26 protein-coding genes, 1 tRNA gene and 1 pseudogene are annotated in these 26406 nt (G+C 51.4%); 7 read left to right on the forward strand and 21 right to left on the reverse strand.

What is annotated here, in order from left to right:
- Nucleotides 1-139: 139 nt before the first annotated feature.
- The 8 genes from AAB391_01890 to AAB391_01925 all read right to left on the reverse strand — a co-directional run bounded on the left by AAB391_01890 (nucleotide 140) and on the right by AAB391_01925 (nucleotide 9525).
- Nucleotides 140-2476: an ATP cone domain-containing protein gene (locus tag AAB391_01890; GenBank protein MEK7645051.1), complete on the reverse strand. Its 2337-nt coding sequence runs from the start codon at nucleotides 2474-2476 to the stop codon at nucleotides 140-142.
- A gap of 284 nt (nucleotides 2477-2760) precedes the next feature.
- Complete coding sequence (locus AAB391_01895; protein MEK7645052.1) at nucleotides 2761-3933, reverse strand: S53 family peptidase; 1173 nt, start codon at nucleotides 3931-3933, stop codon at nucleotides 2761-2763.
- A gap of 110 nt (nucleotides 3934-4043) precedes the next feature.
- On the reverse strand, nucleotides 4044-6515 hold the full coding sequence (locus tag AAB391_01900; protein MEK7645053.1) for a hypothetical protein: 2472 nt from the start codon (nucleotides 6513-6515) through the stop codon (nucleotides 4044-4046).
- 214 nt (nucleotides 6516-6729) lie between these two features.
- Nucleotides 6730-6816: transfer RNA gene (locus AAB391_01905), tRNA-Ser, on the reverse strand.
- A gap of 11 nt (nucleotides 6817-6827) precedes the next feature.
- The gene (locus tag AAB391_01910) at nucleotides 6828-7031 is read right to left on the reverse strand and encodes a DUF2283 domain-containing protein (protein ID MEK7645054.1); all 204 of its coding nucleotides are present in this window, start codon (nucleotides 7029-7031) and stop codon (nucleotides 6828-6830) included.
- A gap of 318 nt (nucleotides 7032-7349) precedes the next feature.
- Nucleotides 7350-8258 (reverse strand): TPM domain-containing protein, encoded by a 909-nt coding sequence (locus tag AAB391_01915; protein ID MEK7645055.1) that lies wholly within the window; start codon nucleotides 8256-8258, stop codon nucleotides 7350-7352.
- A 7-nt stretch (nucleotides 8259-8265) separates the two neighbouring features.
- The gene (locus AAB391_01920) at nucleotides 8266-8820 is read right to left on the reverse strand and encodes a LemA family protein (protein MEK7645056.1); all 555 of its coding nucleotides are present in this window, start codon (nucleotides 8818-8820) and stop codon (nucleotides 8266-8268) included.
- A gap of 18 nt (nucleotides 8821-8838) precedes the next feature.
- On the reverse strand, nucleotides 8839-9525 hold the full coding sequence (locus AAB391_01925) for a hypothetical protein (GenBank protein ID MEK7645057.1): 687 nt from the start codon (nucleotides 9523-9525) through the stop codon (nucleotides 8839-8841).
- Between the two features lie 100 nt (nucleotides 9526-9625).
- Here AAB391_01925 and secG point away from each other — a divergent pair, with 100 nt between their 5' ends.
- From secG to AAB391_01945, 4 genes are all read left to right on the forward strand, one after another.
- Nucleotides 9626-9856 carry a preprotein translocase subunit SecG gene (secG, locus tag AAB391_01930; protein MEK7645058.1) on the forward strand — a complete coding sequence of 77 codons (231 nt, stop codon included), beginning with the start codon at nucleotides 9626-9628 and terminating at the stop codon, nucleotides 9854-9856.
- A 98-nt stretch (nucleotides 9857-9954) separates the two neighbouring features.
- On the forward strand, nucleotides 9955-11691 hold the full coding sequence (locus tag AAB391_01935; GenBank protein MEK7645059.1) for a peptide ABC transporter substrate-binding protein: 1737 nt from the start codon (nucleotides 9955-9957) through the stop codon (nucleotides 11689-11691).
- 52 nt (nucleotides 11692-11743) lie between these two features.
- A complete protein-coding gene (locus AAB391_01940) occupies nucleotides 11744-13732 on the forward strand; it encodes a ribonuclease J (protein MEK7645060.1) in 1989 nt (662 codons plus the stop codon).
- 172 nt (nucleotides 13733-13904) lie between these two features.
- The gene (locus AAB391_01945; protein ID MEK7645061.1) at nucleotides 13905-15089 is read left to right on the forward strand and encodes an MFS transporter; all 1185 of its coding nucleotides are present in this window, start codon (nucleotides 13905-13907) and stop codon (nucleotides 15087-15089) included.
- A 13-nt stretch (nucleotides 15090-15102) separates the two neighbouring features.
- On the opposite strand, the gene AAB391_01950 is transcribed toward AAB391_01945, so the two are convergent.
- From AAB391_01950 to AAB391_01960, 3 genes are read right to left on the reverse strand one after another with little or no spacing between them, the layout of a single operon-like run.
- Nucleotides 15103-15336, reverse strand: a complete 234-nt coding sequence (locus AAB391_01950) for a glutaredoxin family protein (GenBank protein ID MEK7645062.1) — start codon at nucleotides 15334-15336, stop codon at nucleotides 15103-15105.
- Between the two features lie 32 nt (nucleotides 15337-15368).
- Nucleotides 15369-16574, reverse strand: coding sequence for a YibE/F family protein (locus tag AAB391_01955; protein MEK7645063.1), 1206 nt, complete (start codon nucleotides 16572-16574; stop codon nucleotides 15369-15371).
- Nucleotides 16558-16986 (reverse strand): transcriptional repressor, encoded by a 429-nt coding sequence (locus tag AAB391_01960; protein MEK7645064.1) that lies wholly within the window; start codon nucleotides 16984-16986, stop codon nucleotides 16558-16560. Before AAB391_01960 ends, AAB391_01955 begins: the two co-directional genes overlap by 17 nt.
- 142 nt (nucleotides 16987-17128) lie before the next feature.
- On the opposite strand from AAB391_01960, the gene AAB391_01965 reads away from it, so the two are divergent.
- Together AAB391_01965 and AAB391_01970 are read left to right on the forward strand one after the other, a co-directional pair.
- The gene (locus tag AAB391_01965; GenBank protein MEK7645065.1) at nucleotides 17129-17809 is read left to right on the forward strand and encodes an AAA family ATPase; all 681 of its coding nucleotides are present in this window, start codon (nucleotides 17129-17131) and stop codon (nucleotides 17807-17809) included.
- Nucleotides 17810-17979: 170 nt separating this feature from the next.
- Nucleotides 17980-18348: a hypothetical protein gene (locus AAB391_01970; GenBank protein MEK7645066.1), complete on the forward strand. Its 369-nt coding sequence runs from the start codon at nucleotides 17980-17982 to the stop codon at nucleotides 18346-18348.
- 109 nt (nucleotides 18349-18457) lie between these two features.
- Here the strand turns inward: AAB391_01970 and msrB are convergent, their stop codons facing one another.
- From msrB to AAB391_02015, 9 genes are read right to left on the reverse strand one after another with little or no spacing between them, the layout of a single operon-like run.
- Entirely contained in the window at nucleotides 18458-18859 is a 402-nt protein-coding gene (gene msrB, locus AAB391_01975; protein ID MEK7645067.1) for a peptide-methionine (R)-S-oxide reductase MsrB, read from the reverse strand.
- Nucleotides 18860-18885: 26 nt separating this feature from the next.
- On the reverse strand, nucleotides 18886-19467 hold the full coding sequence (gene msrA / locus AAB391_01980) for a peptide-methionine (S)-S-oxide reductase MsrA (protein ID MEK7645068.1): 582 nt from the start codon (nucleotides 19465-19467) through the stop codon (nucleotides 18886-18888).
- Complete coding sequence (locus tag AAB391_01985; protein ID MEK7645069.1) at nucleotides 19464-19853, reverse strand: DUF2177 family protein; 390 nt, start codon at nucleotides 19851-19853, stop codon at nucleotides 19464-19466. Before AAB391_01985 ends, msrA begins: the two co-directional genes overlap by 4 nt.
- A 13-nt stretch (nucleotides 19854-19866) precedes the next feature.
- Nucleotides 19867-20304 carry a DUF1761 domain-containing protein gene (locus tag AAB391_01990; protein ID MEK7645070.1) on the reverse strand — a complete coding sequence of 146 codons (438 nt, stop codon included), beginning with the start codon at nucleotides 20302-20304 and terminating at the stop codon, nucleotides 19867-19869.
- A gap of 57 nt (nucleotides 20305-20361) precedes the next feature.
- Nucleotides 20362-20904 carry a phosphatase PAP2 family protein gene (locus AAB391_01995; protein MEK7645071.1) on the reverse strand — a complete coding sequence of 181 codons (543 nt, stop codon included), beginning with the start codon at nucleotides 20902-20904 and terminating at the stop codon, nucleotides 20362-20364.
- A gap of 40 nt (nucleotides 20905-20944) precedes the next feature.
- Complete coding sequence (locus AAB391_02000; GenBank protein ID MEK7645072.1) at nucleotides 20945-21775, reverse strand: hypothetical protein; 831 nt, start codon at nucleotides 21773-21775, stop codon at nucleotides 20945-20947.
- A gap of 55 nt (nucleotides 21776-21830) precedes the next feature.
- Nucleotides 21831-23297, reverse strand: a complete 1467-nt coding sequence (locus AAB391_02005; GenBank protein ID MEK7645073.1) for an ATP-binding cassette domain-containing protein — start codon at nucleotides 23295-23297, stop codon at nucleotides 21831-21833.
- Between the two features lie 2 nt (nucleotides 23298-23299).
- A complete protein-coding gene (locus tag AAB391_02010; protein ID MEK7645074.1) occupies nucleotides 23300-23908 on the reverse strand; it encodes an HD domain-containing protein in 609 nt (202 codons plus the stop codon).
- A 32-nt stretch (nucleotides 23909-23940) separates the two neighbouring features.
- Nucleotides 23941-24315, reverse strand: a complete 375-nt coding sequence (locus tag AAB391_02015; GenBank protein MEK7645075.1) for a Bro-N domain-containing protein — start codon at nucleotides 24313-24315, stop codon at nucleotides 23941-23943.
- Between the two features lie 190 nt (nucleotides 24316-24505).
- Here AAB391_02015 and AAB391_02020 point away from each other — a divergent pair, with 190 nt between their 5' ends.
- Nucleotides 24506-25690 carry an NAD(P)/FAD-dependent oxidoreductase gene (locus AAB391_02020; GenBank protein ID MEK7645076.1) on the forward strand — a complete coding sequence of 395 codons (1185 nt, stop codon included), beginning with the start codon at nucleotides 24506-24508 and terminating at the stop codon, nucleotides 25688-25690.
- On the opposite strand, the pseudogene AAB391_02025 reads toward AAB391_02020, so the two are convergent.
- A pseudogene (locus tag AAB391_02025) lies at nucleotides 25660-26403 on the reverse strand (endonuclease/exonuclease/phosphatase family protein). The gene AAB391_02020 and the pseudogene AAB391_02025 sit on opposite strands and share 31 nt — an antisense overlap.
- Between the last annotated feature and the right edge of the window lie 3 nt (nucleotides 26404-26406).

The following is a 26406-nucleotide window of genomic DNA, read 5'->3' on the forward strand; positions in this document are numbered from 1 at the left end:
ACCGCGAGAAACCCGACGAGACAGTGGTAAAACGCAAAAGGCATTCAACTGGAGCCTAGCGAGCGCGACCGGCGCGAGCTCGAGGAATTTTCTAGCAAGAAAATATCCGTGCTCCAGGAGAATGTCTTTTGCGTTTTCCCTACTTCTTCGATTCGCTTGGCACCGTCTCAATCTCACATACCCCACCGGCACACGCGAGCTCTTTCTTGACTTCGGTCTCATCAGCGCGCTCGTAGGTCACAATCTTCGAGAAGTCGATGTGTTCGTAGCGCTTCGCGAGCTCATTGTACTGCACCTCGGTGATCTCCTCGTATGGAGCGAGTCGATACACGTGATTGCTTCGAGGGAGGAACGAGAGTCCACCGACGATATCCCAATTCTTGTAGACCCAGTTGCCCACCTCAAGCCACTCGTCATCGCCGACAGAGACGGTGGTCGAAGGATTGTGCTCGGTGAAATTGACCTTGACCTGCTTCCAGTATTCGAGCTGGTCGATCGCAGTCTGGTCATTCTTAAAAATAGAACCCTTTGGCGCTCGGACCGGGAAGTCCACGACGTAGGTAGTTGCATTCTCGAGGGTCTGCCCTACTTCCGGATGATACTGCACGCCCTGCTCCTTGAGCATCTTGAAGAGTGCGTCGGTCGCCGCGATTCGCACTCGTCGGATATAGAACGGTGCAAATCGTGGGTGCACGCCAGACGAACAATCCACGGTCTGAGAAAGATTTCCTGATGGCTTGGTGCAAGTGATCGAAGCGGAAGGATTGATGCCGAAGCGCTTAGCAAACTGTTTGTTGACCTTGATCGATTCATCTCGTAATGCTCGCATTACCTCAGGCTTTCGAGATGCCGGAGAGTCCCACTGACCGGTAATTGATACCCCGAGGAGTCGCTCCTCTTCACAATTCTTCTTCCATTCCGGAGAAAGGTACATGAAATTGGTAAGAGAGGACTGGTAGGTGCCAATGATGGTCGCCACACGGATCTTGCGCTTGAGAGATTCGAGAGTGTCTTCATGTCGCGCAACGACTTCAGTGAGGTTGCAGAATTGCTTTGATCGAAGAATGATTTCGCCGCAAGGGTTGGTGCCATAGCTATCGATATAGCCCTTTGAAATCGCGAGGCGTCGTGCTGGCATGGTGGTCTTGAGGCCGCCTCGGTTGAAAATACCTCGCTCACCAGAACCCGACTTCATGAGTGCTGTCCACTCGTCGAGAAATTCGGCGTTCGAAGGCTTCTGCATGTATACCGCGGAGTTGTTAGCAAGAGAACGCTGTGGCTGGGTCATATAGAACTGTCCCTTCTTTGAATCGCGGATCTCGAGATCGTCGAGGTCAGAGAGCGAGATGAGCGCGGTTCGTCGCACACCACCAGACACCACACCTTCGCCAATCTTGCAGATAATATCGTGCGCATCGAGGTTGCTGAGGCGTCGACCCTGTCGGCTGAGAATCTTGGTTCGAGTGAACTGATGAATCTCCATCAATGGCGCTGGACCAGAGCTCTTGCCGCCCATAGTCTTCAGTCGTGCGCCGGCTGGTCGGAGCTCCGAGTAATCAAACTGCACATCCTTGCCTTCGAACCACATCTTCATACCGAAGGCGAATGAATCCGCCCAACCCTCTCGGCTGTCTGGAATCACAAACTTCACCACTTCGCCGGTCTGCTCTTTAATGATCGGGAGCTTCTGCACGTTGCGAGTCTCGACAGAGAAACCGACGCCGGCTCCAGACATGGAGAGCGCCATAATCTCAGCAAAATCCTGGTACGATTCCGGAGCGATAAATGAACAGTTGTACGCAGTGACATTGCTCTTGCGCGCCGCTGGGCCAGCGAATTGAAGAAGACGCATTGACGGCATCGCCTCCTGCTTCGCGATAGTGTCGCGCACTTCCTTGTACTCTGCCTCTTTGAGCTTGCCGCCAAGATTCTCTCGCATGAAAGACATGTAGCGATCCACGGTTTCTACCCAAGTCTCACGACGACCTTCGGTGTCGATCCATCGAGAGTAGGTTCGGTAGTAGATAAATTCGCCGAGCGCATTGCGGAAATGGCTCTTGCTTTCCGCAGCGAGCTTGCGCACATGCTCTGGCACCTGCACACCCTTCTCGCGGAGCTTGGTGCGCTCCTGTCGATAGAGAATGTAGGCCTTTGCTGCCTTCACATAGTCGCTCATCATGAGCTGCTGCTCGATCATATCCTGCATTCCCTCCACGGTAGGAACAAAGTCAGCGTGCTTCTTGGTGATCCGGACCAATTCAGCATACACCTTGTGTGCCACGAGCTCAGCTTCTTCCATTGAACCCTCGGTCACATCCAACATCGCCTTGTGAATCGCGTTTGAGATTCGCGAAAGATCAAACGGCGCGAGTGTGCCGTTGCGCTTCTTCACGGTCTTGATCAAGCCTCCCATTCGGGAGCTCTGCTTTGCTTCCTTGTCTTTCTTTTCTGATGATCGTGGCGCTTTTTTCGGCATGTGGATGATAATGGATTATGGTTAATTCTTCTTGATAAAGAATTCATTACTTCTTTATCGTGTAAAGACTATTTTACTCCAATCCATACCTCGCGCATAGGCAGTGGCAAGCGGTTTTGCGCAAGAAAATACAAAAAAGCTCCCGTGGCAATGGCATGCTGAAAATGCCTTGCAAACGAGGGCTTTTCTGGGAGATAAACGAGCGTTTTCTTTTAGAAGAATTTTATCTTCTCGATTTTTTAGACTTTTTCATCCCTTCTGTGGAAAAGTTTTCGACCTTATCCTCAAAAGTGCGTCGAGAGCGGTGTGCCGAGACCGGTCACGAAGTCGTAGTGCTTGCGCGCTGAACAGTAGAAGGTACAGTCGCCGTTTTTTCCGCTCACAATGTCTCGAAAAAAGTCCGCGTTCTTCTCAGAGGCTTTCGCTTTGTAAAATGATTCGTGCGAGACATTGCTGCCGATCATTTTGATCGCTGCCCAAGCCGGTGCGCCAGCACTCGTACCACCCAGCACATGCCAACCACTCTTTTTTGCCCCGGCTGAGGTAGAGAATACCGAGAAGCCGGTCTTGGGGTCAGCGGCAAAGGCCACGTCTGGGACCGCTCGCTTGCCATTGGCCTTCGAGATCACGTAATCGGCCTGGAAATTGGGTTGAATTGAATACTTACTCACCCCACCACCACTTCCCGACCACGCTTTTTCTGAGAGCATCGAACCATCCTTCTTCAGATTAAGTGTCGTGCCGCCAACCGAGACGACATTCGGTGACGCTGCCGGCCAACTCACCCCCGTGCCACTGTCACCAGACGAAGCGAAAAAAGTGGCACCGTATTTTGAAGTGAAGTGATCTTCAAGATGGATCTGGTCAGGAAATTCTTTACCACCCCAGCTCATGGAGATCGCTGATACATCTTTGCGACCACGTGCGTAGTCGATCGCCTCGAGCAAATCCTTCCCTTTCGCCGATTTCGCCACTACTAAAAGTATTTTGGCCTTCGGAGCGATGGCGTGTGCCCACTCAACGTCGAGTGCGCTCTCGAGAGCCCAGGTGGTGTTCGCCTTTATTTTTGGATCCATCAGGTGCTTTTCGAAGCAACCGTTTACTTTCGTACAAGCCGGCAATGAAAATTGCCCGTTGAACACGGCGAGATCTTGCTCGATCGTCGGATTGTCATATGCCGTGATGATGGCGAGGGTCTTTTTAGTAGTCGAGCTTGCAGTTGTCGAAAAGGCGGAAGCCGCGCTGGAGGCGGAGACCGGCGGCACCCGCTCAATGAGACGATAAATGCGCTTTACTTGGTCGGGCGTGAGGCCTTTTGGACTCGCACTCACCGAGCCATACGATTTAATGTCCGGCTTAGCGACAAAATCTTCCAAACCACCAATAGCTTGAGCCATTTGTGGGCTAGCGAGGCTAAAAATAATGCCGAGAGCGATGGCTGCGATAGATATATTCATATGTATGCGTGTTATTGAGTAATACACATAGCATACAAAAAGAGCGATAGAGAAACTGCTAAGAAAGGTTCAAGAAACCGCTAAGATTTGGTAGAGAAATGATGAAGAAACTAGCGCCACGTAAACGACTTCACCGCTTGATCGAAAATGAGAACATTTTTCTCGAAGTCCGCCTCATCATCAATGTAAGAAATCCAGCGTTTCATTTCATCCTTATCGATAAATACCTGCTTCACTTTCAACTTTGGCGGAAGTTGTCCTTCGGTCCCAAATTCGCCTTGATATGACCCTACAAAGTAGGCGGCAGGGTTGCCATCAACAGTGGTCGTGCCAGTCTCAAGTAGTTTGAATCCTTTCGTCTCTCCATACCACTGCTTCCAGGAAATCACTGAGTCATCTCGGTAGTCGGCGATTGGATATTTTCTAGGATACAGTTCGGCATCGATGACGCCAACACCCATCACTCCACGAAACACGTCTTCTGATTCCAATAATGGCATGTATGACTCGACGGTTAGATTAGGAATGTCGAGCTCAGCGTTTCTTGACCACTCTTTCGGGACTGTAAGCGTGTGACCGAATTGGCGATTTTCGTACACCGCAAGGCTGTCGTCAGTATCGGTTACCGAGGAGACAGTATCAGTTATCGTGAATGTTCGCGAGACTTTTTGTATCAATGAATCCTGGATCTCTGGACCGTTGAATCCATCGAAAGCGAGGGTGTACACCTTCCCATTGTGGGCCGCAAAAATAGCGGTTACCGTAGATGTCGCGATATCTCCAACATCTCGAAAACTGAAAGACAGGAGGGTTGCATCGTACCCAGACAGTTTGGTAGGCTCATTTCGTTCAATAACAAAGCTCTGAGCAGCTCTCGTACTAAGGCGGATGTAGGTGTCCACAAAATCCTTTAACCCTTTCGCGTAGCGATTCACAGAAACTCGAATTCTTTGATTATCGACTAAGAAGCCGTCGACGTCATACTCCGGCTTCACGAAGCGTGCGATGTGCCCATCTTCTGGAGTGCCCCCGACTGAAAGCCATTCGCTTGGATACTCGAGGACAAAGCCATAATCACGATTCATGTAACGACTAATATCGCCCACCGTCTTCTGAGTGTAGTATGGATACCAGGAAGCGATCATAGACCTCGCGTCTGGAAGATATTTCGAGAAATCAGCGGGAGTAGCCTCATAAGAAAGTAGGTAATAGAAGTTGCCCCTCAGGAAGAATGTTTGAAACACTTTTCGAGGACCGACGATGCTAGAAGTCGTTGAGGAAAGTCTCTCAATCACGTAGGTGATTTCTGTTGATGGATAAATTGAAATCGTACTTGTTGCGACCATCATAGAGACAACCTTCGATTTTTGGTTCTCTTTAATTGAAGAAATGAGGAAGTCTCTGAATGAATCCTCATCTTTGGCTGTCTCTGGTAAATTACCGACAGTGATGACGATGGCGGTAGTCGATGCGATCGATTTGTTATCTGGACCGAAAATAATTTGATGACCGTAGACCTCTGAATCCGACGCGAGAGCCTCGCCAGTCTTCCGCCAAGATACAGGATAATCTATCGTGAATAAATCTGTCGCGTTTTCTGAGGTAAAGTATGTTTCGTGCGGAACCACCACCTGCTCTAGCTCACTGAAGCGGTTGGCTGAGATGGCCTCTTTGAAACCGAGGTAAAAGGCGACCGAAGAAATCGTGATTAGGCCAATGATGGCGACAGCCATTGAAGCCACGAGCTTCTTCTTTCGCTTTTTGTCGAGAGCTTCATCCGGTGCAATCTCTGCGGCTCTTATCGAGCGGAGATCGTAGTAGATTTCAAATACCGTGAGGATAGAGAGTGGTGCAAAAAAGAGGAAAATGCCAGCGGCAAAAATAATTCCAGCGACAACATATACAATAATGCTAATAATCGTGCCCTTGAAAAGTATCGCAAGGACTACTGTTGGGATCGCCAAAATAGCTGTGGCCAAAAGAGTGAGTAGGCCGACGAGGAGGGTGGTGCTGATCATTCTAAGCAACACTTTCCACCAATACCCGCGGACCAATCTCCAGCTCCCCAAGATCGCTTGGAAACCCTTCCGCCCTTCTTCAAACAACTCGTACTGAGAAAACACTAGATATCCGGACAAAATAATACCGGGAACAATGAAAAGAAGTGTCGCACCCGCAGTCGCTAGTGACGAAATAATAGATATAAGAATAAGTGACCAGAATAGCGGTCTTGCCTTTCTGTACGCATCTTTTATGCCGACAAACTGCCCTTTGCGAATATCGACAATACTTTTGAAAAGTGCAACCTTGGAAAGCAGGAGAAAGAGCCAAAGAAGTAGACCGAGGATAAGGGAGAGAATGATCATGGATACAGACATGCTCAAATCCCCAGTTCCCTTATCGATGGTATCTGAAAAGTTACCGAGGCGCAGACTGACATTTCCCAAACCACCGAGCAAAAAGAGCGGCCACAATTTTTTAAAATGCTCTTTGTAGAATGTGTAGGCTTTTTTTACAAGCAACGACGGACCGAGTAACGTCCTTTTCTCCACACCGAGCGGCGCGATTGTGTTTGGATCCATGATGTTATTCTTATCAATGATACGCGAATGGTTCTGGAACGTAAAGGGATTCGGTCCTTACAGGACCACCCTAGAAGCTTCGGTCCTTGCAGGACCAGTACGGGTTTCCCATTTTCTTGGAGCAAAGCTCCTCGAAAATATGGGAGAACCTTTTCGAATCCCTCACGCAGGCACTCAAGTGCCTGCTTCTTTCCTCCGTTCGCTCCGCTCACTGCGGAAAGAGAGGGATTCGAACCCTCGATACCCTTTCGGATATACAACCTTTCCAGGGTTGCCCATTCGACCGCTCTGGCATCTTTCCAATATGTAGTTTTATACTGTCACGATCTGAATCGGCCGACTTAAGTCGCCCTTAGAAATGACATCTGAAGCACTTAGCAGCTCGATGCCGACGATGCGTCCCTCCTTATCAACGTCGGCATGGAAGCCTCCTCCCACCTCGACGGTACGCTCGATATCACCAGATCGAAAAGAGAGATACAGAGCATCGATATTTTTATCATACGTTACTTTCATGGTATGTGGTGATAATTATATATAATACTGACTCGACAACATAAATCACGACGAGGCTCCTAGTTCCATATCTGCGAACAGCCTTTTTCCTGCCAACTCGCAAAAAGGAAATCTTTTCGGGTCGCCTCACCGTTTCGAATACCCGAAACAAGCTGACCTCCCTCTGCCGCATTCTCTCTTTCGCATGTTCAGTGTATACAATCCTCATGTTTTTGCAACAAAATGTAATAGCTACATTGTCGCAAAAGCGCGATAGAGAAACTGCTAAAAAGCGATAAAGAAAGCGCTAAGAAATGATAAAGTTTCTATGAATTTCCGCTACCAACTCCCACTCGACCCACCCCCTCCTGAACTGCCACCGCCAAAGCCTCCGAATCCACCGCCTGAGGACCCGCCTCGTCCACCACCAAACCACCATGGCGCAACGCCGTGCGATAGCATCGAACGGTGGTACGAACGCGAAAGCAGAAAGTCGAGGATTAGGCCGAGCACGATCAGAATCGCCGTCCAAGCGACGCCGGTGTAGAGAAATCCGTAGATAAAGCCAATAATAATGCCCCCGACACCGCCAAGCACTCCTCCCAACCACCACGAACGCGAGGCACCCAAAATACTGCCGACAAAACTGAAGAAAAAGAATGCGAATACCAAAATCGAGTCGAAAGAAAGTCCCATGAATCCTGATGAATGCTCGACCGACGGAACATCCGCTATTGCAGACGGATCCCCGCCCAATGCGCCGGCGATTTGGCGCACCGCGGCGCTAATGCCGCCGTAATAATCGCCGGCGCGAAACGCCGGGGTCAAAGTATTGCGAATGATCGCCCCACTCTGCGCATCGGTGAGCAGCGCCTCAGCACCATAGCCGACCTCGATGCGCATTTTGCGATCCTCGATCGCCACGAGCAGTAGTACACCGTTGTCCTTCTCCGCCTTGCCGATCCCCCACTCTTTAAAAAGCGCCTCGGCGTAACTCTCAACATCGTCACCACCGAGATTCGGCACCGTCACCACCGAAATCTCATTCTGCTCACCCTGCAGCGAATACGCCGCGAGCTCTTTGTTGAGCTCAAGCACCTGCTCGGTCGTGAGCACCTTGGCAAAATCATTCACAAAGCCGGTCGGTCGACCAGGGCTCTGGTACGCCCAAGCAAAAAGCGGCAACAAAAGTATTGCCGCCGCAATGCCGCCCTGAATAGCGCGCATCTTTTGCTGATTTCCTTGCATCTATTGACTAGAGATTAACCGACGGCACTACCGCAGCTGCCTTGTCGGCTTGGAAGTATTCTTTTGCAGTGAAACCGTACATTTTTGCGAACATCGAACCGGGGAAACGCACCACGAGGGTATTGTATCCCTGGACGAATTCGTTGTATCGGCCTCGCTCGGTATTGATGCGATTTTCGCTTCCTTCAAGCTGCGTCATGAGGGTCTGCACTGCCTCGGAAGATTTCAAAACTGGATAGTTTTCGACAATAGCGATCAAACGACCGAGGCCAGTCTCCATCTGTGATGCCGCAGCGGACTTGTCGGCAAGCGTGGTGGCACCAGCATACTGAGTACGAGCTTCAGCAATCGCAGTGAAGATCGCCTGTTCCTGTTTCAAAGTGCCCTTCACGGAATTTACGAGATTGGGGATGAGGTCAAAGCGTCGCTGGAGCGAAGATTCTACCTTTGCCCACTGTGAGTCTACTGCCTGTCCCTGGGTGACGACACTGTTGTACACCGACACGCCATAGAGCGCCCCAAGGATGACGACGACCGCGATGCCGATGAGGATTTTTTTCATATGTGATTATTTGCAGGATTATTTCTTTGGAGCGTGAGCGGCTTCATCTGCCTGACTATTCTTCACCATTCCCGGGAAAGTCATCGCGTTCAAGAGAAGCATGGTGTCGAAGTTGGTCGGAGCAGAGGCACCGGTGTACTTTCGAGCAATAAGAAGAGTTGCTTCGTCGGTGATCGGCCAGAAGAAATAGTCCATCCCATCACCTTCCGCACCGATAGAATATTGATAGACATCAACGTCGTTAATCGCCACCGCCTTCAAAAGGCTTGGGTTGTCTACAGTAGACAACGCGGTCTCGAGGTCGGCTTTCACGATACCAAAAAAGAGACCGTTCTCCATGTCGGCATTACAAGTAGTCTGCTTGCCAGACTCACCATACGAACAGCCGCCCTTTCCGAGATCAGCTGCACGAGCGGTATCGATAAGCTTCACGCCAGCCACAGCAGTCTTTACTCCGAGTGGCAATATGCTCGCTTGCACAAGAGAGAATTTTGCCTTCTCGTAGCTGAACTGATAGCCATACGCAGGGTTTTTGTACAGAGCGATCGGAGAATCGTCACTCACCTCCGCTACCACGGCAGTCTCGCCGATCGAGAACTTCTGCATAATGCTGCTCTTGTAATAGAAACCGAGCGCCAAAATAACGATAACAAACGCGCCAATAATAACCAACGATCGTCGTGAAATGCTTTGTGTGTTTTCCATAGCTGAGTATTATACCGCAAAGCGCCTTAATATCAAGCCACACGAGCCTCGGATTGCAGGGTTTTGACTCCGATTGTCGTATCTGCTATACTAGTCCCCAATGGATACGCTAAAGGCCCTCCTGCCACACATTCAGATCGTGTTGTCAGTGCTCTTGATCGCGGCGATTCTGCTCCAGCAGACCGGTTCAGGCATTGGCGGCGCTTTCGGTGAAAGCAACAACTTCGGCACCACTTTCCACACTCGACGTGGTCTCGAGAAGTTTCTTTTCAATGGCACAATCGTCCTAGCTATTCTCTTTGGTTTATCAGCACTTATCGCACTCAAGTAGTACCGACCCATCGTCTTCATTGGGCAACTTCGGAAAGTGCGTAGGTTTTCTCTTTCACTCTTTTGAAAACACCATTTCGGGTTCCATTCAGTGGCAAAATGAACGAAGCGGTTTCTGCATTTTCTCCTATAGAGAATGTGCTGTTTTGGCTGTTTGTCACTTGCTTTGCGGTAAGTGCTCTCGTCTTGCTCTATAGAGCCAACGACCTCTTCATGGTGGATATCCCTGCAGCAGGAGGCGAGCTCACCGAAGGCATCATCGGCACCCCACACCTGGCAAACCCACTTTTCGCCACATCCGAGGCCGATAAGGATATCGTCTCTCTCGTGTACGCTGGCCTCATGAAGGTGGAATCAGATGGTCGTCTCGTGCCGGAGCTAGCAAAAAGCTACACCATTTCCGATGACGGCAAGACCTACACTTTTAACCTCCGAGACGGCATTACTTTTCATGACGGCGAGCCGATCACCGCAGACGATGTGGAGTTCACCATTCGCAAAGCCATAGATCCTGCAGTGAAGAGTCCGAAGCGTGCCAACTGGGAAGGCGTCACCGTATCTGTGCCGAACCCGGAACAGATCGTCTTCACTTTGCGCCAGCCATATGCGGCCTTTCTCGAAAGCACCACTCTGGGTATTTTACCAAAGCATCTATGGAAGGTGCTCGACCCTGAACAATTCGCTTTCAGCCAATACAATGCCCAGCCGATTGGTGCCGGTCCGTACAAGATTGATGTCGTGAACAAAAATAACCTCGGTGTGCCGACCCAGTATTCGTTTATACCATTCGAGCAATACACACTCGGTTCACCTCTCATCTCAAAGCTCAATTTTACCTTCTATCCATCGGAGGAAGCGGCAATAGAGGGCTACGGCATTGGAGAGATCGAAGCGCTCAACACGCTTACCCCTCAAAAAGCCGACAGTGTGAAGAAGCCGGGGTCAACGATCCTCCAGGCCGCCCTTCCGCGCATCTTTGGTGTCTTTTTCAATCAAAACCAGAATGCTCTCTTCACACAGAAAGAAGTCCGTGCCGCCCTCGAGATGGCAGTAGATCGCCATGAAATCATTGCGAACGTTCTGAACGGCTACGGATCACCCCTCGCCGGTCCAGTTCCTACGAATTTCATGATCGATGACTCCAGTGCCTCGACCGCTATCGCTACGATCGCAGCATCGACGACGGCGCGTATTGAAGACGCCAAGAAATTGCTCGCCAAGAATGGTTGGAAACTCGGGGACAACGGCGTAATGCAAAAGACTGTCAAAAAGACAACTTCAACCCTCACCTTCACCCTCTCTACCGCCAATTCCGAAGATCTGATCAAGACGGCGCAGCTATTAAAAAAGCAGTGGGAAATGATCGGTGCGAAAGTCGATGTCAGGTCAAGCGAGGAGGGAGAATTTAAACAGACCGTTCTCCGGCCACGCAAATATGAGAGTGTTCTCTTTGGAGAAGCTGTTGGGCGCAATCTCGACCTGTACGCCTTTTGGCACTCATCACAACGCAACGACCCAGGAGTGAACATTGCACTGTACACCAATGCCAAGGCGGACAAACTCCTCGAACAGGCCCGCAGTGAAAGCGAAAGCACGAAACGAGCAAAGCTTATCAATCAATTCACCCAGGAGCTCACCAAAGATCAGCCGGCCATCTTCCTCTACTCTCCATCCTTCCTCTATCTCCTCCCCGACAAAGTCAAGAACGTTGAGCTCACCAAGACCAGCGACCCGTCAGAACGTTTTGCAGAGATCGAACGATGGTTTATCAACACGGAGCGAGTGTGGGATATAAATATATTTACCAACAAGACATCAGTTATCAACAAGCAATGAACACATTAACCACAAGTAATACCCATCTTATCCACAGCTAACCCACACCACCATGAACGATCAGACACCAAAACCAGTAGACGCAGCGGCGGCGGCGCCAGCACCAAGTGAAAAGCGCTCATACCACACCAGCAGCCACGTACCTGTGGTGCGCAGCCAGCATGCTCGTGGGCCACGCTCAGGCGGTCACGGTAGCCACTCAGGGCCTCGCGGCGGCGGACATGGTGGCACGGGCGCACAGAGCGCTCCCCTCCCTATCCACCCGCCGGTAAAGCGCAAGCCAAAGGCATCGCTCCGCGATCGAAAGTTCCGCGGCGAGCCCCGTATCGCACCGAAGCGCCCAGATGACCTCATCCCACCGATTGGCGACAACATCCGTATCATCCCATTGGGTGGCGTAGAAGAAATTGGCAAGAACTGTACGATGATCGAATTTGGTCGCGACATTGTCGTGATCGATATCGGTTTCCAATTCAAGGAAGAGAGTACCCCGGGTATCGACTATATTTTGCCGAATACCAAATACCTTGAGGACCGAAAGGACAAGATTCGCGCAGTTATCATCACTCACGGCCACCTCGACCACATTGGAGGTGTGCCTTTCGTGATGGACCGCATCGGCAACCCACCGATCTACACTCGAAACCTCACCGCAATCATGCTGAAAAAGCGCCACAGTGAGTTCCCTCACATGCCGCCGCTTGATATCAAGATCATCGAAAAGGCTGATCGCATTAAATTCAATGACCTCGCGGTCCGCTTCTTCGCCGTGACCCACACGATCCCAGACTCCATGGGTATCATCATCGAAACCCCGTACGGCAACCTCGTCACTCCCGGTGACTACAAGCTCGATCACACCGATGGCATGCCCACCGAAGCCGAAGAGAAAGAATATGCTCTTTTCGACAAGGAAAAGACCCTCTTCATGATGGCCGACTCTACGAACATCGAAAATCCCGGCTTCTCCACTCCAGAGCGTATCGTGCATGAGAACCTCGACAAGATCATCAAGGAGATCCGTGGCCGCCTTATCATCGGCACCTTCTCTTCCCAGTTGGAACGCATGATCAAGATCATTCAGATTGCCGAGAAATACAACAAGAAGATCATCATCGAGGGCCGAAGCATGAAATCCAACGTGGAAATCGCCATTTTGGCCGGCTTGTTGACCGTGAAGAAGGATACCATCATCGACTCTCAGTATGTCGACCAGTATCCGCCGGACCGAGTGATCATCCTTTCCACTGGCGCGCAGGGCGAAGAGTTCGCTGCGCTGATGCGCATGGCGACCAAGGCACACAAGAATCTCAAGCTCACCCCTCGAGACACTGTGTTGCTTTCGTCTTCGATCATTCCCGGCAACGAAAAGACCGTGCAGAAGCTCAAAGATAACCTCGCGCGACAAGGTGCGAAGATCATCCACTACCGAACCTCCGACGTGTACATCCACTCTACTGGACACGGCAATCGCGGTGAGATCGAGTGGTTGCACAAGAAGGTCAAGCCTCGTTTCTTCATGCCGCAGCACGGATGTCACTACATGCTCCGCCTGCATGCTGAATTGGCGATGCAGCTTGGTATGCCTTCAAACAACTTGATCATCCCCGACAACGGCAGCATTCTCGAGATTCAGGAAAAGGGTCAGACTTTTGTACGACTCAAGGAGAAGGCGCCTTCGGGCATGGTGATGGTGGACGGTTTCGCAGTCGGCGATGTACAGGAAGTGGTCATCCGCGACCGACAAATGCTCGCCGACGACGGCATGTTCGTGATCGTCGCGATTGTCGATGCCAATACCGGCAAGCTCCGAAAGTCTCCGGATCTGATCTCTCGAGGTTTCGTGTATTTGCGTGAGTCTCAAGACTTGCTCCGTGACGCTCGATTCATCGTGAAGGATACTATTGAGGATTCATGTCGCGGCCAGAACCCAATCAACTTCGACGTCGTGAAGGCCAATGTCACCGACGCCGTGACGAAACACCTCTTCCAGGAAACAGCGAAGAAACCTATCGTCATTCCCGTTATTTTGGGGATCTAAAGAGGGACACAGCAAAATAGCATTCCAGGGGATACGCATAAAAGTCTGGTGACTTTTTGCTCCAGCTCGGCCCGTCGGCCTGCGCAGTTCCCCTGGAATGCTATTTTGCTGTGTCCACCATATATACCCAAAATCACAGAAAGACTATCGAAACATTGATATAATGAAGGGTATGGAAAATACGGCGAAAGACAGATCGCACCATCGATTTGTATTGTATATCTTGGGATTTTTGTTCGCCTTTCAGGCGGTGTTGCCGGCGTATATCTTTTCGACCTTTCTGAGTAAGTTTGTCGGTGAACAAAAAGTTGGTCTCCTGTATGCGCTAGCGGCCATTGCTACCATTGCAGTATTCGCCATCATCCCGCGAGTCATCGAGAAGCTTGGCAACTATCACGCGACGGTCATCATGCTCACCTTGCAGCTCGGTGGCTTTTTGACCCTGGCATATGCGCAGTCGACCTGGCTGATTCTACTTGCTTTCATTGCGAGCTTTGCCGGAAATGCAATCACCAACTTCACCCTTGATGAATTCTTGGAAAATTATTCGACCGAGAATATTGTAGGCAAGGTGCGCGGCATCTTCCTCACTAGCGCCAACACTGCTTGGATTGTTGCACCATTAGTAACCGGCTTCATCTTGAGCGACAGTCAATATTGGCAAGTCTTCGTGGCAGCTGCCTTCCTAATCCTGCCAGTGATGGTCATCCTCAATAGCAATTTGCGACACTTTCGTGACCCAAAATACAAAGAGATGCCCGTCAAGGAAGCGGTGCTCGAAGTGTGGCGAGACAAAAACATTTTTGGCAGCTTCATGGTGAGCTTCATCATGCAGCTGTTCTTTTCGTGGATGGTCATCTACAGCCCGCTCTATTTACACCAACACATCGGCTTCTCGTGGGCCGAAATCGGCGTGATGTTCAGCATCATATTGTTGCCGTTCGTACTCATCGAAGAGCCGCTCGGCAAGCTGGCTGATACCCGCTGGGGTGAAAAAGAGATCCTCAGTATCGGCTTTATTATCATGGCGGTTTCCACTAGCCTCCTCGCCTTTATTGACACAAAAGCATTCTGGGTGTGGACCGGCGTGTTGTTTGTGACGCGTGTCGGCGCCGCAATGGTGGAAATCGCCAGCGAAACATATTTCTTCAAAAAGATCGACGGCTCGAGCGTAAATTTCATAAGTCTCTACCGCACCATGCGTCCATGGTCGTATGTCGTCGGCCCTTTGTTGGCGACAGCCACACTCGCGATTCTTACCCGCTCTGGATTCGACTTCGGCTACATCTTCCTCGTCCTCGGCATCCTCATGTTCTACGGTGTACGCTGGAGCTTGGCACTCGAGGATACGAAGTAGCAACTGACGAAATCTATAGCTTCAAATACGCGGCGACCTGCTCCTTGTCCGAGTCCGCAAGGATATGTCCGTCGATATCGAGCGTTGGCGCTTTGCTTTGCCCACTCTTCTGTACCATTTCGTCCATAAAAGCCTTGTTCTCGGTGACATTACGCTCTTCAAATTTCACCCCTTTTTCTTTGAGCAAATTCGTCACGCCGATACACCATGGACAGCCGGTCTTCACGTATACAATGATGTTTTTCATACGGAAAGTATATCACCGTTCAAAAGATCGGCTCAGTGCGAATGTCCGTGGTGCTTGCCAGCGCCCATCTCCAGAGCTTTTTCTTCTTCCTCAATGATAGCAGCGTTGCTTCCGGTCGCTGGTTTTATCAAAATCATCACGGAGAGCGCCGTCGTGATCGGCACCGCAAGGATCAGACCGATGCTACCGATCATGGCGCGGATGATCTCGGTAGCAAACAATTCTCGATTCAACGTAATACCAACAGTCTCGGTAGTGGAATTCGAAAAGAGCAGCAGGAGCGGCAGCGAGACACCGACATACGCAATAGCCAGCGTATCCACCAAGGCGCCGATATGTTCGCGACCAATGCGCAGGGCGCGGAGGTAGATCGCGCGGCGCGAGAGATGAGGCGCCGCGCGATGCAATTCTTCCACCGATACGGCCTGGCCAATCGCCGCGTCATAAAGTACTCCGAGCAAGCCGATCAGAATGCCGCCGAGCAACAATCCTGCAAAATCGATCGATCCACGCGTCGCCATATCCAAGTAGATCGACTCATCGGAAGAAAATCCGCTAAGCCGCCCCCAATGTACCGCCACATACGCCAGACCGCCAGTACACAAAACGGTGGTAAGCATGCCGAGTACCGCTGCGCTGGTAGTTTTGTTGAAGCCGTGCGTAATATAGGAACCGAGAATAATAATGAGTGCAGAGACCCCGACACTCAGCCATAAGGCTGAATGTCCATTCAAAATACCCGGCAGCAAGACGTACAAAATCAGAAATAGACTGCCAGCCAAGCTGATCAATCCGCGCAACCCCTGCATCCCTCCAAAGAATATCGTGCAGAGAAGAAATAGAGCTGCGAAAAAAGCAAGTGCTGGGAGGCGGTCTGGATCTTTCACCGCGTAGAGCACTGTTCCATCGAGACCATTGGTGATTCGGTTTAGATAGAAGGCCTCGCCTTTGCTGAGACTCAGATAATCGTTTTCGATGGTCACGATGTTGCCCTTTTCCGGGCCACTGATGATCTCAACGCTGATTTTTTGATACGTCGAATGCACATCGGTACCAGGGACGAGGCGTTCTTCCTGCGATAGCACCTCGCGGACTTTCGCTTTCATCACCACATGCTCGTCCTGAACAAGTTCTTGGGCGTTCGCATTTAGAGGAAAAAGGAACGATGTCACCGAGACAAGCGTACAGAGGAACGCAAAGAAAAGCGAAATGAACCGAGTGTTAGCGAGCGCAGGCATGACAAGTTCCAAAAAATTCGAGTGAGTGACGGTCAATGTAGGAGAAGCGCTTCGATCCGCGGAGTACCTTTTTTTCGAGCGAGCCGATACACTCTTCGACCTCCTCCACCGCGCCGCAGCCCTCGCACACCAAATGATGGTGATGATGCCTACCGGAGATAAGCTCGTAGTGGGCATGATGGTGCGCAATGTCTATCTTCGCGACGAGGCCGGCCACACCGAGATCGTTGAGCGCGCGGTAGATGGTCGCCCGATCAATCTTCTCCCCTTTCAGATGATGAAGAAGCTGTAGTATATTGAGCGGCTTACGGGCCTGCTTCAAGGTCGAAAGAAGGGCGACGCGGGAGACTGTCGCCTTGCACCCCACACTGCGGAGCAACGCTTTCATTTCTTCATTCTGTACTTGCTTCATATAGAAAATGGTAGCACGGGCGGTGACGGATTACAAATGCGACTTTGTCGCATTTACTTGCGCCGTAATCAAAGCTGAGGTAAGATATCCAAATGCGACAAAGTCGCATTTGGATTACTCTTTTTCTGTTTACATCCACCCCATGATCATCGGCCTTCTCGGCAAAGGCGGTTCAGGCAAATCAACCATGGCGACCGCGCTCGTGCGGGGGCTGCGGGCTCGTGGCATGCGGGTATTGGCGATCGACGCAGACCACAATATGGACCTTTCATACAACCTGGGGGCTGCGCCTTCCCTCTTCCTTGGCAGCGACCCCGATCGTATCAAAGAGCATGTCGGTGCGTCGCGAACAGGCAACTTCGTCGAAGCCGCGCGGGTCGGCAAAAAGCGAGGTGTCGAGTTTACCTTGTGGCCGGCCGATGCCTTCACTAGCCAAACATCGGTCGAGCTGGAAGACGGCCTTCGGCTCATGGTGGCGGGACCTCATACCGATCGGGTGCGATTGCAGATGGCCTGCAGCCACTCGCTCGCCGCACCGCTAAAGACATATCTCCCGCTCGTGCATCTCAAAGAAGGAGAAGTGGTAATCATCGATGAGCGAGCAGGATGCGACCCTGTCGCCACGGGCATTCTCTCGGGTGTGGACTTGGCCGTGATCGTCCAGGAACACACAGTGAATAGCCGGCGAGTGGCCGCGCAAATAACACATGAGCTTGATTTAGCGAAAGTGGAGTACCTCATCGTGGAAAACAAAATACATGGTGTGGAAACGGATACGAAACACGCCATCGAGAAAATCCTCTCGAGGATGGACAAGGAGTGAGGAAAGGTGTAGTCAGTCGGTTGCGCATTCGACACTCGACGAATGCGGATGCATATGCGTATGCGCAACCGACTGACCGCACGTTGCGTTCAGTACCGTTAGCAAAACCGGTTCGTCGAAAACTCAGAAAAATGAAAGCGCCTATCACTATGTCACTCCCCTCCATCCCCGTGGTTGCCAGAGAACTCGGAATCGACCTCACAACGCCGACCCTCGAACAGCAAGAACAAGTGCTCGTGGAAGCGATGCGCCGCGACCTGAAACCAGCTCTGGACCTCCTGCACCGCAAGGCTCATGAGGCACAGAGTGGCAATGGCCGAGCCGATTGGATCGAAGACCCGAATTCTCCCATCGGCAAGCAGCTCATTCGCATCCACGCAGGCGACAGCTTACGCGAACTGGCGTCGAAATACTTCTGCCATGGCCTGCGTCTCAGCTTCTTCAATTGCTGCAAGGGTGTGGTTGGAACAGTGCCGGACCAACCGATGCTGGTGCAAATCCATTGCCAAAACGGCGAGATCGCTTCACCGGATTGCTGATCGGTAAAAATTGTTTTCGAGACAACCTCACTGCCCAATCTCCGGATTCGGGCGCACCCTCCGATGACCGCGCAAGTTGCCGGCTCGGAGGTTTTTCATTTGAAAAAGGTCACTTCGCAGCAAAATACTCCTTCTTCTCCTCCAAATCCAAACACACCGAGTTCATGCAGTAGCGTTTGCCGGTAGCGGTCGGACCGTCGTCGAAGACATGCCCGAGATGCGAGCCGCAATTAGCACATACCGTCTCCACCCGACGCATACCGTGAGCATCATCCGCCACCTCTCTCACCCCGCCAGGCAGGGCCACATCAAAACTCGGCCAGCCAGTACCCGAGTCAAACTTCGCATCCGAAGAATACAGCGCGTTGCCACAGGCAGCACAGCGATACACACCTTCTTTGTCGGCGTGCAGCAGCTTGCCACTGAACGGCGCTTCGGTGCCTTTTTCGCGGAGTACTTTATATTGCTCGGGCGTGAGCTTGGATTTCCATTCAGCTTCGGTCTTTTGCATAGATATAGTATAGCAAGTTTCAGACGCTACTTCCCCGCCAACAATTCCGCAAATTGCGCCGTCACTTTCTCTAGCTTCGGATTGATCACGAGCTCACAATATGGATTGCCAGGGTTGCGAGCAAAATAATCTTGATGGTAGTTTTCTGCGACCCAAAATTGAGCTGGACTCGGTGCCACAGCCAGCGGCTCGACATCAGTGACAATAGTCTTCCCCTCCTTGCTCGAGGTATTGATCTCAGCAATAAATGCCTTCGTTTCTGCGGCCTGCTCAGGTGTCGTCGTGAAAATCACCGATCGATACTGTGTCCCAACATCGGCACCTTGGCGATTGCGAGTAGTGGGGTCGTGGCTGCCAAAAAACACGGTCAGTAAGGAGCGGTACGACACCTGCGCCGAATCGTATTCCACTTTCACACACTCAGCGTGACCAGTGTTGCCATCGCAGACCTGTGCATACGTCGGGTTGGCCACGGTACCGCCGGCATAGCCAGGGAGCACCAAGCTCACACCCTTCAACATCTTGAACACCGCCTCCGTACACCAGAAACAGCCGCCACCGAAGACCGCAACTGAAAGAGTGCCGACTTTCGGCGTTGGGACAATCATTTGAAATAATTCGTCAACCACACCGCAGAGACGCTCGCGAGAGCGGTGAGTACCGTGCCCCAAGCCATGTCGACAATTGTCACGACGAGAGGCCAGTCCCGTAGCGTGCCCTGATTGGTGAGGTCGTAAGCCGCATAGGCTGCAAAACCGAGCAACGCACCAGAGAGTAGCACCGTGAGCATGCTTGAACCACCTTTGAGCGCCGGCATCACGACGAAATATAGCACCGCAGCCGCGTAGATTGGATAAAAAACCAAAATTGGCGGTAGGTTGATATTGGCCGCAAACAAGTGACTCAACCAACTCTTGTATTGGCCACCCATCGAGAAGAGCCAGATACTGTCCAATACCGCGAGCGAAAGAAGTGTGTAGAGATAGGACATCATGCGAGATGCGGGGTTAGCTAATCACCGGATAATACATTCCGAAAATGATGCCAAACAATGCCGCAATCACAAATTGATACCCCGCCTGAATGAGAAATTTTGACCACTTCGCCGAGGTCGTGTCGCCTGTCCACATCGTCGCACCAGCAACTGTCGGCATGATGAAAGCGGCCCATAGCCACAATGCTGTTGCCACACTAGAAGTAGTGAAGGCATACTCAGCCGCCGTGACCATGTACACAAGGACGTAAAGCTGGAATAAGGTGAGAACGAACTGGATCAAATACAACGGCATCATCTTTTTCCACATCGCCCCATTACCACCAACACAATTGTCAGTCCCACCCATGAGCGCCATCCACTGCTTGCCAAACAACGGCCCGTACCAAAGACCACCTACGACCATCGACAACACCGCGCAACCGAGCACAATCCAATGATTGATTTCCATATGAAGAATTGATGAAAATTGAATAAAGTCTACACCTCCTAGATCGAGAACATTATACTACCCCTTGTTCCCAAAGCGTAGCCAGAGTCGATATCCGAGCCAGCCGACTGCTATACCAAGCACTGCCCCACCGAAAATATCGGAAGGATAGTGCACGCCAGCAGCAACACGGCCAAGGCCGATTAGTAATGCAAACACATAGAGCCAGCTGCCGAGGCGCCGATTCTGAATAAACACGCCGGTCGCCAAAGCAAAGAAAAAGATGGCGTGGCCGGAAGGAAATGCGTAGGAGGTCTCGGTGAGAAGGTGCGGGAGGTTCAAAGCGGCAAACGGTCGCGGACGATGATAGAAAAAGCGAATCCCGCCCGCGACCACAAAACGCGCGACCAGTCCAGAGACTAGCGCAACAAGGTACGCATATCCGTGAGACTGCCGGCCTGCTCGAAAGGCAACGTAGGCAAAGATGAGTACCGCAAGCAACACCAGATACGCAAGATAGTGGCCGAAAAAGATAATCACGGCATCAGACCAAGCCGCCTGACCGGCGAGATCAGAAAAAAAATGAAAAACAGAGAGATCGATCGAACGTAAGAAATCCATATATGCTCAATTGTAAGGGCTTGGAGCGAGATGGTCAAACCTAAACCAACATCACCAGCCCAGCCAAAACGAATGCCGACGCCATGATTTTTATCAACACATGCTTCTCATGGAAATATGCTCGACCGGAAATGATCGACAGCAATACGGCCAAGCCACGCTTGGCACTGGTGATCACCGAAGCAGGGGCGTAGAGATAAGCAAAGCTAATAAAGGCCCCGCTCAAGCCGCGCGAGACGGATTGCGCGAGAAATTCTCGCTTAAGCAAATACTTGAACGGATTCTGTTTTGTCCGTCGACGCGCCATGATATAGAGAAACACCAAAATAATCACGAACATCGGAATCTGCTGGCCTTCAACCGAATTGTAATGCGTGATTAAATACTTGTAGATCGAAATAGTCGCTACCGCATTCACTGCGCTAAAAAGCACGTAACCGATCCCCTTCTTATCGAGGCCATGATTGATGAGGAGGAAAATCAGGGCCACCACAATGAGACCGATGCCGAAGAGCGCCGAGGTCGTGAGCTGGTAACCAAGCAAGAAGTCTGCCACCAAGAGGAGCGGAATCGTAAGAATCATGAGGAAACCGAGCGTACTGCGCTCCGCCTCAACGATGGCATGAATCGACGAATACACCTGGGCCATTTCCAATACCGCCGCCAGAGCAAAGAGCGGTAGCGATGCCAACGAGAAGACAAAGCTCCCCTTCACGAGTGCAATCACGACAAGCACCACGAGGATCCAGAAACAATTTAGAAAACCATACGTGTACACGCCCTCCCGCTTATGTTGCATCTCCCACTTGCCCGTAGAGGCTGAAACTTCGTCCATCAAAGCCGAGGCGCTGGCGAGAATGACACCGATCATGATGCCTCAATTGTAACACGTGGCAGACGCGCCAAAGACGAGCGACAGGACAGGACTACTTCTCCAAATCCAACGTCTCATCAATCCGCACCTGCTCGACAAACTCCGGCACGTGGCTCACGAGAATCATCGCACCTTGGTAGTCGTGAAGCGCTTTCGCAATCACAGGTAAATGGCGGAAGTTGATGTGGTTGGTCGGCTCGTCGAGGATCAAAAGACCCGGACGCTGGAGCACGAGGCGAGCGAAAGCCACCAAACCCTTCTGACCTTCGGAAAGGCTGCCGATTTTCGAATGAATCATTTCTTCGGTGATCAAAAAGCCCGCCGCGGTAGCGCGCAAGGTCTCGACAATATGCTTGTCCATCACGCTGGCGAGAGAGTCGTACACTGTATCTTCAAAATTGAGTGTAGAAAAATCCTGGCGATAGTAGCCAACACGCACACCATCCTGGATCGTCGCTCCCGCGGAAGTGCCGCTGGCCAAAGACTCGAGCAGGGTACTTTTGCCGATGCCGTTCGGACCTTTCAGGAGCAAGTGCTGATTACGTTTCAACACCAACTTCACTTTGCGAGCGACGGGCTTGTGTGTCTTGGGATTGATGATCGAAAAAGAAGTAACTGAAATGATCTCTCCCAACAAATCCGGCTGCGAAGGGATGGTAAAATTACGGATCGTCTTGTCCTCGCGACGCACGTCTACCTTCTCTTCTTCGAGCGCCTCGGCTTTCTGGCGCATACGCTTGGCGACGAGGCGCATGTTGCCGCCCTTGTTGGCAAACACATTGGCCTGATCCTTGTTGGCCTGGATCTCTTTCGAGAGGAGCGCGTTCTTGCGATTTTCTTTTTCAATTCGCGCGGAAATCTCCTCCAGCAAGTCGAGGTAGTTGCCGACATACTGCTCAATCTTTTTCGTAAACACATCAAGATAGAGCACGCCGTCAGTGAAGGAGTTCAAAAACTCCGCGTCGTGAGAGATCACCAAGCAGGTCTTTTCATACTTCTTCAAAAAGTCGGTGAGATGCGCAATGCCGGCCTTGTCGAGATTGTTGGTAGGCTCATCGAGGAGGAGCACGTCGGGATTCTGGATAAGTGCCGAGGCCAAAAGCAAGCGCGCCTGCTGACCACCAGAGAAACTCTTCACGATGCGGTCGTGGAGCTTTTCGTGACCCTTGAGATTGACCACTTCGAGCACCTCGTCGATACGCGGGTCGATGTTGTAGATTTTGGTCGCGAAACGCTTCTCGAAGAAAGCGCGAACTGTGAGGTCGAGCTCATCGCGCGGGATCACCTGGCGAGACAGTGCGATACTGGTACCTCGGCCAATATGGACAATACCCTCCTCCGGCTGAAGCGCGCCAGTGATGAGCTGGAAGAGTGTGCTCTTGCCGGCCCCGTTTTGGCCCATAATCGTGGTCTTGGTACCCTTGCGCAGCGAAAAACTCACCTCATTCAAAATGGGCTTGTTGTGGCCGTATTCAAAGGATACTTCCTCAAATCGGAGTACGGTTTCTTCGCGAGACATCGTCACACCTTATCACCTTTCCACTCTAGCTCCAACTGTAACAACTTAGCCAGAAGTAACGGGTGGGTAATCTCTCCTTTCGATTTCGAGTAATCGCGGAATTCTGCATACATTGGAATACCTTGCGCTCTCTCATATTCGAGCGATTTTTCTATCGCTTGATACTTATCAAGCTGCCGAGCAAATGAAGCCGCCGGATCTTTAGAGGTCTCGAAGCGGAGCCACAAGCTCATTATCTCTTTCCCCACTTCACCCAATTTTTCACACATTCCAGCCAAAGCTTTTTGTTCATTTTCAAATTTCATCGCCTTGAGTGACCTTTCTTTTCCGGCATCCATGGTCAAAATCACCTCGTCGCCATGGATCGCCTCCGGCCAATCGTGGATTTCGAGCATTTTCGCGAGACCGTCTCTCTCTTCATTCGACAAAGTATCAAATGAGGTGGCGAGCTCAACAAGGGCAAGAGTGTGTTCCTGCACCGTCTCTGGGTTTTCAACTCCTCGATTGACCCAGCCCGTCCGAGATAGCTTCCCAAGGGTATCCCAAACTTCCGGCGCCAAATGTGCGAAAGCGAGTTCAGGTACTTTTTCTTTTGTTTGATCTTTTTCCATGTGTCGAAATAAAATAATATCGAACACTTACTTCAATCTCTTCTTTCGCTCACCACTCTGGCCAACCAACGCTTAAACGGCTCGGCTTTCGGTGAAGGAATCGACTGGATGACGCGAAACATTCCCTCGACATCGGCGCAGTCGGTTTCGCGCATCTTGCCGTCTGGAGCCTCTAGTTTCAACTGTCTACAAATTGTAGACAGTTGAAATCCATCCTCGCTATGCACTCGAGCCTTCATTGCCGTCCAATAGGCGCTCGACCTCTCACTTCCGGTAAGTGCCTCAATAACATCGATGACGGAAAACCACCACTCACCATTGTGGAGCGTCTTTCTGATCCGGTTACCGTGGAAAAGCGCAATACTGGTGGTTTCCGGGATATTTTTCTCTGCGTCTGATGCGTTCATTCCCCCCTATTTTATCACCCGCCCAAAAAAGACTAGATTGACTCGGAACAGAAACAATGTGCTAGGATATCCCTCATGGACACACCTGCAGCAAAAGACGCTAAAAACATTGCGAATGAGACGGCGACTTGGGATCTTGTCGTCATCGGCGGCGGGCCGGCGGGCATGATGGCGGCTGGGCGCGCCAGTCTTGCTCATCGAGAAAAACGACTCTCTGGGCAAAAAACTCCTCATCACCGGCGGCGGACGTTGCAATGTCACCAATGCCGAGCTCGACACCCGCGCACTCTTGGCCAAATTCAAAGACAGCGACAAGTACCTCTTCTCGGCCTTCTCTCAATGGAGCGTCCAGGAAACGCTCGACTTCTTCCATGGCCGTGCGATGCCGACCAAAGTCGAAGCACTTCAACGCGTCTTCCCTGCCAGCAATACCGCGCAGTCGGTGTGGGATGTCCTCGTCGAATATCTCAAGCAGGGCAATGTCACCGTACTGTCGAACACGCCGGTACTTGGCTTCGAGACCGGCGACGGACGTATCACGGGTGTAAAAATAGAGGGAAAAACTATCCGCGCCAACGCCTTCGTCCTCGCCACCGGCGGCAAGTCGCGTCCAGAGACAGGTTCGACCGGCGATGGGTTTATCTGGCTCAAGGAACTCGGCCACACTGTCATCGAACCAAGCGCCTCACTGGTGCCAATCGCGGTAAAGGATTCGTCTGGTTGGGTGAAGCGCTTGCAAGGCATCACGCTCCCGGAAGCCAAAATATCCCTCTTCCAAAACGGCGTAAAGCAAAATTCCGCATCCGGCCGCCTGCTTTTCACCCACTTCGGCCTCTCTGGGCCAACCATTCTCAATATGAGCCGCGATGTGAGTGAACTCCTCAAATACGGTGAGGTCACTATTTCGATCGACACCCTCCCTCAATACGACTACGGCCAGCTCAACGCCAAGCTCCAGGAATTGCTCGATGCAAACGGCAAGAAGAAGCTCAAAAATACGCTGGACGAGCTCGTCCCCGCAGCCCTGTCGCCAATCGTGCTTGAGCTCTGCAGCTTCGACCCTGATATCTGGTGCAACAAAGTCTCCCGCGAACAGCGCCTCGCGCTGGTGCAAATCCTCAAAGCTCTGCCAGCCGAAGTGGAGGGTCTACTTGGCGTCGACAAAGCCATCGTCACCTCGGGCGGTGTCCTACTCGACGAAGTGGATTTCAAAACCATGCACTCGCGCCGCTTCCCTAACCTCTTCCTCGTCGGCGACATCCTCAACATCGACCGCCCTTCCGGTGGCTACAGCCTTCAGCTGTGTTGGACGACCGGCTTCGTGGCGGGGAATGCTGCAGCATCCTACTCCAACTCCACCAAAAGCGGCGAATGATCGGAAATGACATCGGGCATCACCTCAAACTTTTTCAGACTCACCCCTCTTGAAACAAAAGCGTAGTCAGCAAACTTATTTTCCTTTGGATACAGATGAGTGCGGGTCGACGTGATCCCGTATTCTTTTATCAAATCACGACATCCCAACTCTTTCTCAAACATTTGCAGACTTATCGTGTCAGGGGTGAGGTTAAAATCTCCGAGCAACACATATTCTGCCTTTAGTGCACGAATGCGCTCAATCATTTTCTGAGACTGGTTCAAACGCTCTTCCGTATCGCTCTTCCCTTTCCCATTCTACAATCCATGGAAATTGAGTACGTGGAAGGGCGCACCCCTTAGCTCAACCTTGAGAAATTGGACATTCTTTGCCGTGTAACCATGCACCTCAACAGCTGGGTTATGGCCCTTGTATTTATGCACATACCATTCCCCTTCTTCTATAACCTTCATGCCCTTCTTCACAAACATCGCCAACCCCCACCAATCATCTAAATGTGGCCGATAGTAACAATCGTAATTCGGCAGTGCCGCTTTGATGTCATTGAGAAAATTAAAATTCGATCCATCGAGCCAAATAGTGTCTTTGCCATGAGCCTCGTGATACACCTCTTGAAAACAAAAGACGTCTGTATCGGCGTGGCGTCGCAAAAAATCTCTGAACCCCTCCATCACTCTGCCGCCCCACGTATTTACGGAAACAATCTTCATTCT

It is taken from the genome of Patescibacteria group bacterium, assembly GCA_038065315.1.
In the GTDB taxonomy this organism is placed as follows: domain Bacteria; phylum Patescibacteriota; class Minisyncoccia; order Phycocordibacterales; family JBBTRF01; genus JBBTRF01.